At 74.7% G+C, this 6512-nt stretch carries 7 protein-coding genes; 6 read left to right on the top strand and 1 reads right to left on the bottom strand.

The window, feature by feature from the left end; genetic code table 11:
• Nucleotides 1-1662 (bottom strand): heavy metal translocating P-type ATPase (locus tag FK498_RS16305; protein ID WP_237560976.1); only part of this gene is annotated, 1662 nt, incomplete at its 3' end.
• Nucleotides 1663-1752: 90 nt separating this feature from the next.
• Here FK498_RS16305 and FK498_RS16310 point away from each other — a divergent pair.
• The 6 genes from FK498_RS16310 to FK498_RS16335 all read left to right on the top strand — a co-directional run.
• Nucleotides 1753-2349: an aminodeoxychorismate/anthranilate synthase component II gene (locus FK498_RS16310; protein ID WP_141856402.1), complete on the top strand. Its 597-nt coding sequence runs from the start codon at nucleotides 1753-1755 to the stop codon at nucleotides 2347-2349.
• Nucleotides 2346-3386: an anthranilate phosphoribosyltransferase gene (gene trpD, locus FK498_RS16315; RefSeq protein WP_141856394.1), complete on the top strand. Its 1041-nt coding sequence runs from the start codon at nucleotides 2346-2348 to the stop codon at nucleotides 3384-3386. Before FK498_RS16310 ends, trpD begins: the two co-directional genes overlap by 4 nt.
• 5 nt (nucleotides 3387-3391) lie before the next feature.
• Nucleotides 3392-4180, top strand: coding sequence for an indole-3-glycerol phosphate synthase TrpC (gene trpC / locus FK498_RS16320; protein ID WP_141856404.1), 789 nt, complete (start codon nucleotides 3392-3394; stop codon nucleotides 4178-4180).
• Nucleotides 4177-4653, top strand: a complete 477-nt coding sequence (moaC, locus tag FK498_RS16325; protein WP_141856396.1) for a cyclic pyranopterin monophosphate synthase MoaC — start codon at nucleotides 4177-4179, stop codon at nucleotides 4651-4653. Before trpC ends, moaC begins: the two co-directional genes overlap by 4 nt.
• Entirely contained in the window at nucleotides 4653-5873 is a 1221-nt protein-coding gene (gene glp / locus FK498_RS16330) for a gephyrin-like molybdotransferase Glp (protein WP_141856398.1), read from the top strand. Before moaC ends, glp begins: the two co-directional genes overlap by 1 nt.
• A gap of 159 nt (nucleotides 5874-6032) precedes the next feature.
• Nucleotides 6033-6512: tetratricopeptide repeat protein (locus FK498_RS16335; protein WP_141856399.1), on the top strand; the 480-nt coding region annotated here is incomplete at its 3' end.

Genomic DNA, 6512 nt, shown 5'->3' on the forward strand with positions numbered 1-6512 from the left:
GCCCTCGACGGTGCCGGCCACACCGCGGCCCGCGGCGGCGCGGAACCCCTGCACGGCCGGCAGGGAGATCCCCTCCGCCTCGGCCGCGCGCAGCACGCCGCGCGCGAGGGGGTGCTCGCTGCCCTGCTGCAGCGCGGCGGCGAGGCGCAGCGTGTCGGGATCGCCCGCGACCGCAACGACCGAGAGGCGCCCCTCGGTCAGCGTCCCGGTCTTGTCGAACACCACCGTGTCGAGGCCGCGCGCGCGCTCGAGCGCGGCCGCGTCGCGGATGAGCACGCCGCGCTGCGCCGCCGCCCCCGTGCCGGCGACCAGCGCCGCGGGCGTGGCAAGCCCGAGCGCGCAGGGGCAGGCGATCACCAGCACGGAGACGGCATTGACGATCGCGGTGGCGTGGTCGGCCCCGGCGGCAAGCCAGCCGGTCAGGGTCACGAGCGCGATCAGCAGCACGACGGGGACGAACACCGCGGCGACGCGATCGACCAGCGCCTGCACCGGCGCCTTGGACGCCTGCGCCGACTGCACGAGCCGCATGATGCGCGCGAGCACCGTGCCCTCGCCGGCGGCGGTCACCCGGATCGTGACGAGCCCGGCCCCGTTCACCGCGCCGGCGGTGACCGGATCGCCGGGCGACTTCGCCACGGGGCGGCTCTCGCCGGTGATCAGCGCCTCGTCGGCCTCGGTCTCGCCCTCCTCCACCGTCCCGTCGGCAGGGAAGGACTCGCCGGGACGGATGCGCACGCGATCGCCGGGGCGAAGGGCTGCGGCCGGCACGCGCTCCTCGCTGCCATCCGCGGCGATCCGCGCCGCCCATTCGGGGCGCAGCCGGCGCAGCGCCTCGATCGCCTCGGCCGCGCCGTGCTTGGCGCGCGCCTCCAGCCACTTGCCGAGATGGACGAGGGCGACGACCACGGCGGCCGCCTCGAAGTAGAGCGGGCCGCCGGCGATCACGTGCCAGACCGAGAGCGCGTAGGCGGCGGTGGTGCCGATCGCGACGAGCTGGTCCATGTTGCCCGCGCGCGCGCGGAGCCCGGCCCAGGCGGCGCGATAGAACCGCGCCCCGCCCAGGAGCTGCACCGGCGTCGCGAGCGCGAGCTGGAGCCAGGCCGGCAGCAGGTGATGCCCGGCGAGATGTGCCGCCATGTCCAGCAGGAACGGCGCGGTCAGCACGAGGCAGAGCACGAGGATCGCGGTGCCGGACCCGAACCGTTGTGAAACCGGTCTGATGCCATCGGGGCGCGCCGCGTAGCCCGCCGCCTGCACGGCGGCGACCAGCGCATCCGTGTCGACGGCCCCGCGCGCGACCCGCACCTCCGCGGCGCCGGTCGCGAGGTTCACCGCGACCCCGAGCACGCCCGGCACGGCGGCGAGCGCGCGCTCGACCCGGCCCTGGCAGGAGGTGCAGGACATGCCGTCGATGTTCAGCACCAACCGCTCCTCGGGCACACCGTAGCCGGCGGCCTCGATCGCGGCGGCGATCCGCGCGGCATCGGCGAGGCCCGGATCGTAGGCGATCTCGGCGGTCTCGGCCGCAAGGTTCACGGTGGCGGTCGCCACCCCGGGCACGCCGGCAGCGGCGCGCTCGACGCGGCGCGCGCAGGAGGCGCAGGAGAGCCCCGAGAGAGGCAGGGTCAGGCGCGGCAGGGTCGTGTCCATGGCTGCCATGTTTGCATCCCCCCTGGGGGGATCAAGGAGGGGGGATGCGGCGCGCCCCGTTGACCCGCCTCGCGCGAGATGCCCATCCTCCGCCCCGCCATGCTGCTGCTGATCGACAACTACGACAGCTTCACCTTCAACCTGTTCCACTTCCTGGGCGATCTGGGGGCGGAGACGGAGGTGGTGCGCAACGACGCGATCACCGTCGCGGACGCGCTCGCGCGCCGGCCGGAAGCGATCGTGCTGAGCCCGGGCCCCTGCGATCCCGACCGGGCCGGGATCTGTCTCGAGCTGATCGCCGCGGCCGCGGACAGGGTGCCGATCCTCGGCGTCTGCCTCGGCCACCAGGCGATCGGCCAGGCCTTCGGGGGGAAGGTGGTGCGCGCGCCGGCACCATGGCACGGCAAGGTGGACAGCATCCGCCACCAGGGCAGCGACATCTTCGCCGACATCCCCTCGCCCTTCCGCGCGACGCGCTACCACAGCCTGGTGGTCGATCGTGACACGATGCCCGAGGTGCTCGAACCCACCGCGCTCAACGAGGAGGGGCTGGTGATGGGGCTGCGCCACCGCACCCTGCCGGTGTTCGGCGTGCAGTTCCATCCCGAGTCCATCGCCTCCGAGCACGGTCACCGGCTGCTCGGCAACTTCCTCGCGATCGCGCGCCGGCTGAACCGCGTGCCGGAGCCGGCATGAGCGATGGCGCGCTCCCGTCGCTGAAGCCGGTGATCGCGCGCCTCGCCGAGGGGCGCACGCTGGACGAGGCGGAGGCCGAGGCGGCCTTCGACGTGCTGATGGCGGGCGAGGCCACGCCGGCGCAGATCGCGGCGCTGCTGATGGCCCTGCGCGTGCGCGGCGAGACGGTGGACGAGATCACCGGCGCGGCGCGGGTGATGCGCGCGCGCATGAGCGCGATCGCTGCCCCGCCCGGCGCGATCGATGTCTGCGGCACCGGCGGTGATGCGCAGGGCACGGTGAACATCTCCACCACCGTGGCCTTCGTGGTCGCGGGGGCCGGCGTGCCGGTGGCCAAGCACGGCAACCGCGCGATCTCGTCGCGCTCGGGGGGCGCGGACGTGCTGGGCGCGCTCGGCGTGACGATCGACGCGCCCTTCGCGGTGCTCGAACGCGCGCTCGAGACCGCGCGCGTGGCGTTCCTGATGGCGCCGCGCCACCACGCGGCGATGCGCCACGTCGCCGGCCCGCGCGTCGAGCTCGGCATCCGCACGATCTTCAACCTGCTCGGCCCGCTCGCCAACCCCGCCCGGGTGAGGCGCCAGCTTCTGGGCGTGTTCGCGCGCCAGTGGCTGCGCCCGCTCGCCGAGACCCTGGGCCGGCTCGGTGCCGAGCGCGCCTGGGTGGTGCACGGCTCGGACGGGCTCGACGAGCTCACCGTGACGGGCGAGAGCCATGTCGCCGAGTGGCACGAGGGTCGCGTGCGCGAGTTCACGGTCAAGCCCGCCGATGCCGGGCTGACGATCGCAAGCCCTGCCGCGCTGAAGGGAGGCGATGCGGCGGAGAACGCCGAGGCGCTGCGCGGCGTGCTGGCGGGGATCGCCGGTCCGTACCGCGATGCCGTGCTGCTGAACGCGGCCGCGGCGCTGATCGTCGCCGGCCGCGCGGGCGACCTGAAGGAAGGGGTGGCGCTGGCGGCGAGGTCGATCGACAGCGGCGCGGCGCGCGCGGCGCTCGAGGCCCTGATCGCGCTCACGAAGCCGGAGGCGCAGGCATGACGGCGATGCCGGATGCGCTGGCGCGGATCTGCGCGCGCACGCGCGAGGACGTCGCGGCACGCAAGGCGGCGCGGCCCGAACCCGTGCTGCTCCGCGCGGCCGAGGCCGCACCCCCGCCGCGCGGGTTCCTGGCCGCGCTCCGCCGTGCCGCCGCATCCGGCCGGACGGGGTTGATCGCCGAGATCAAGAAGGCCTCGCCCTCGGCCGGGCTGATCCGCCCCGACTTCGACCCGCCCGCCCTCGCCCGCGCCTATCGCGACGGTGGCGCGCACTGCCTGTCGGTGCTGACGGATGCGCCGTTCTTCCAGGGGACGCCGGAGGATCTGGTCGCGGCGCGCGCGGCGGTGGCGCTTCCCGTCCTGCGCAAGGACTTCATGCTCGACCCTTGGATGGTGCTGGAAGCGCGCGCGATGGGGGCGGACTGCATCCTGCTGATCATGGCCTGCCTGTCCGACGCCGAGGCGCTTGACCTTGAAGCATCCGCCCTCGCCCTCGGGATGGACGTGCTGGTCGAGGTGCATGACGAGGCCGAGCTTGATCGGGCGCTGCGGCTCCGCACGCCCCTCCTTGGGATCAATAATCGCAATCTCAAGACGTTGAAGACGGATCTTGAGACAACGGAGCGACTCGCGGCGCGGCTCGACGGCGAACGCTTCCTGGTCGCCGAGAGCGGCATCCGCACGCCCGCGGACGTCGCGCGCATGAGGGCGGCCGGCGCGCGCGCACTCCTGGTGGGTGAGAGCCTGATGAGGCAGGCCGATCTCGCCGCCGCGACCAGGGCGCTCCTGGCATGAGCGGGCTCACCCATTTCGATGCGCAGGGCAATGCGGTGATGGTCGATGTCTCGGCCAAGCAGGTCACCGAGCGCACCGCCACCGCGAGGGGCCGGGTGATGATGGCACCGGAGACGCTCGCCGCGATCACCGGCGGCGCGATCAAGAAGGGCGATGCGCTGGCGGTGGCGCAGCTCGCCGGCATCATGGCGGCCAAGCGCACTGCCGAGCTGATCCCGCTCTGCCACCCGCTCCCCCTCGCCTCGGTCGCCGTGACGCTGACGCCGAACGCGGCCGAGAACGCGGTCGAGATCGAGGCGACCGTGAAGACCGCCGGCCGGACAGGCGTGGAGATGGAGGCGCTGACCGCCGTCTCGGTCGCGGCGCTGACACTCTACGACATGGCGAAGGCGATCGACCGCGGCATGCGCATCGAGGCGGTGCGGCTGACCCACAAGGCGGGCGGCAAGTCCGGCACCTACGAGGCCGCCTGATGCTCTCGGTCGAGGAGGCGCGCGCGCGGATCCTCGCCGCGCTCGCGCCGGTCGGCACCGAATGGGTCGGCATCGCCGAGGCCTGGGGCCGCGTGCTCGCCGCCCCGGTCACCGCACGCCGCGACAAGCCGCTCGCCGACGTCTCGGCGATGGACGGGTTCGCGGTGCGCGCCGCCGACTGCGCGGCGGTCCCGGTGCGGCTCAGGGTGATCGGCAGCGCCCCGGCGGGACATCCCTTCGCCGGCACGATCGGCCCCGGCGAGGCGGTGCGGCTCTTCACCGGCAGCGTGATCCCGGCCGGCGCGGATGCGGTGGTGATCCAGGAGGACACCGACCACGCCGGCGTCGAAGGGGCGGACACCGTCGAGATCCGCCTCGCGCCGCGTCCGGGCCAGCACATCCGCCGCCGCGCCGGGGACTTCGCCGCCGGCGAGCCCCTGCTGGCACCCGGCCGGCGGCTCACCGCGCGCGACATCGGCATCGCCGCCTCGGCCGACCGGCCCTGGCTCTGCGTGCACCGCCGCCCGCGCGTGGCGGTCCTCGCCACCGGCGACGAGGTCGCGCGTCCCGGCGAGCCCGTGCCGGAGGGCGGGGTGATCTCGTCGAACAGCCTGGCGCTCGCGGCGATGATCCGCGCCGCCGGCGGCGAGGCCGTCGATCTCGGCATCGCGCCGGACGATCCCGACACGATCGCGGCCGCCGCGCGCGGGGCGGCGGGCGCTGACCTGATCGTCACCTCCGGCGGCGCCTCGGTCGGCGCGCACGACCTGGTACGCGAGGCCCTCGCCCCCCAGGGCCTGGAGCTCGCCTTCTGGAAGATCGCGATGCGGCCGGGCAAGCCGTTCATGTTCGGCCGCGTCGGCGCGACCCCGCTCATCGGCCTGCCGGGCAATCCGGTCTCGGCGCTGGTCTGCGGGCTGCTGTTCCTCGTCCCGGCGATCGAGAAGCTCGCCGGCCTGCCGGGCGAGGCCCAGCAGCCGCTGCGCGCGGTCGCCGGGGCGGCGCTGAAGGCAAACGACCATCGCGCGGATCACGTCAGGGCCTCGCTCGCCCGCCGCGCGGACGGCACGCTGGTCGCCACCCCCTTCCCGGTGCAGGACAGTTCGCTGATGGCCGGGCTCGCGCGGGCGGATGCGCTGATCCTGCGCGCGCCGCACGCGCCGGCGGTGGCCGAGGGCGAGGCGGTGGACGTCCTGCTGCTGGGCGGGCGGGACATCTGATACCCTCCGCACAAAGGCTCGACCTTTGTGCGGAGGGTATCGCGCGCGGGGCTGGTGGGGCGCCGCGCGCGAACGTGACCCCATACCAGCCCGCCGAAGGTCAAACCTTCGGCGGGCTGGTATGAGCAACGATCCGGCCGCTCGCGCATTCCTGTCGTCATGCGACATGCCACCCTTGCCGCCCTGCTGCTGATCGCCGCCCCCGGCTGCGCCGTGATCGAGGGGCTCGCGCCGTCCCAGACTGCACCCGACCCTGCGCCGGACGCCGCCGACCGCGCCCGCGCCGAGGCGCTCTATCGCGAGGGCCTGCGGGCGCTGAACCCGCCGCGCGGCGGCACGCGCGACCCTGACCGCGCCGCGCGGCTGATCGCGGAGGCGGCGCATCTCGGCCATCCCGAGGCGCAGATGCTGCTCGCCGCGAGCCACCTCTACCGACCGGACGGATCGCGCGATCCGGAGGCCGCCATCCCCTGGCTCGAGCGCGCGGCCATGCAGGGCCATGTCGAGGCGCAGTACCAGCTCGCAGGCGTTGTGGAAATCGCGCCGACCGCGAAGGACGCGATTCTCGCGATCCTGCGGACCCTGGCTGCCGAGGACGGCACCTTCTGCGCGCGCTTGGCACCGCTGGTCGCGGGGCGC

The organism is Elioraea sp. Yellowstone, assembly GCF_006704265.1.
GTDB lineage: Bacteria > Pseudomonadota > Alphaproteobacteria > Acetobacterales > Acetobacteraceae > Elioraea.

Bases quoted from the DNA above. Each gene is read 5' to 3' on its own strand.
- moaC (WP_141856396.1), top strand. From the start codon at position 4,177: ATGAGCGGGCTCACCCATTTCGATGCGCAGGGCAATGCGGTGATGGTC.
- trpC (WP_141856404.1), top strand. From the start codon at position 3,392: ATGCCGGATGCGCTGGCGCGGATCTGCGCGCGCACGCGCGAGGACGTC.
- glp (WP_141856398.1), top strand. From the start codon at position 4,653: ATGCTCTCGGTCGAGGAGGCGCGCGCGCGGATCCTCGCCGCGCTCGCG.
- FK498_RS16310 (WP_141856402.1), top strand. From the start codon at position 1,753: ATGCTGCTGCTGATCGACAACTACGACAGCTTCACCTTCAACCTGTTC.
- trpD (WP_141856394.1), top strand. From the start codon at position 2,346: ATGAGCGATGGCGCGCTCCCGTCGCTGAAGCCGGTGATCGCGCGCCTC.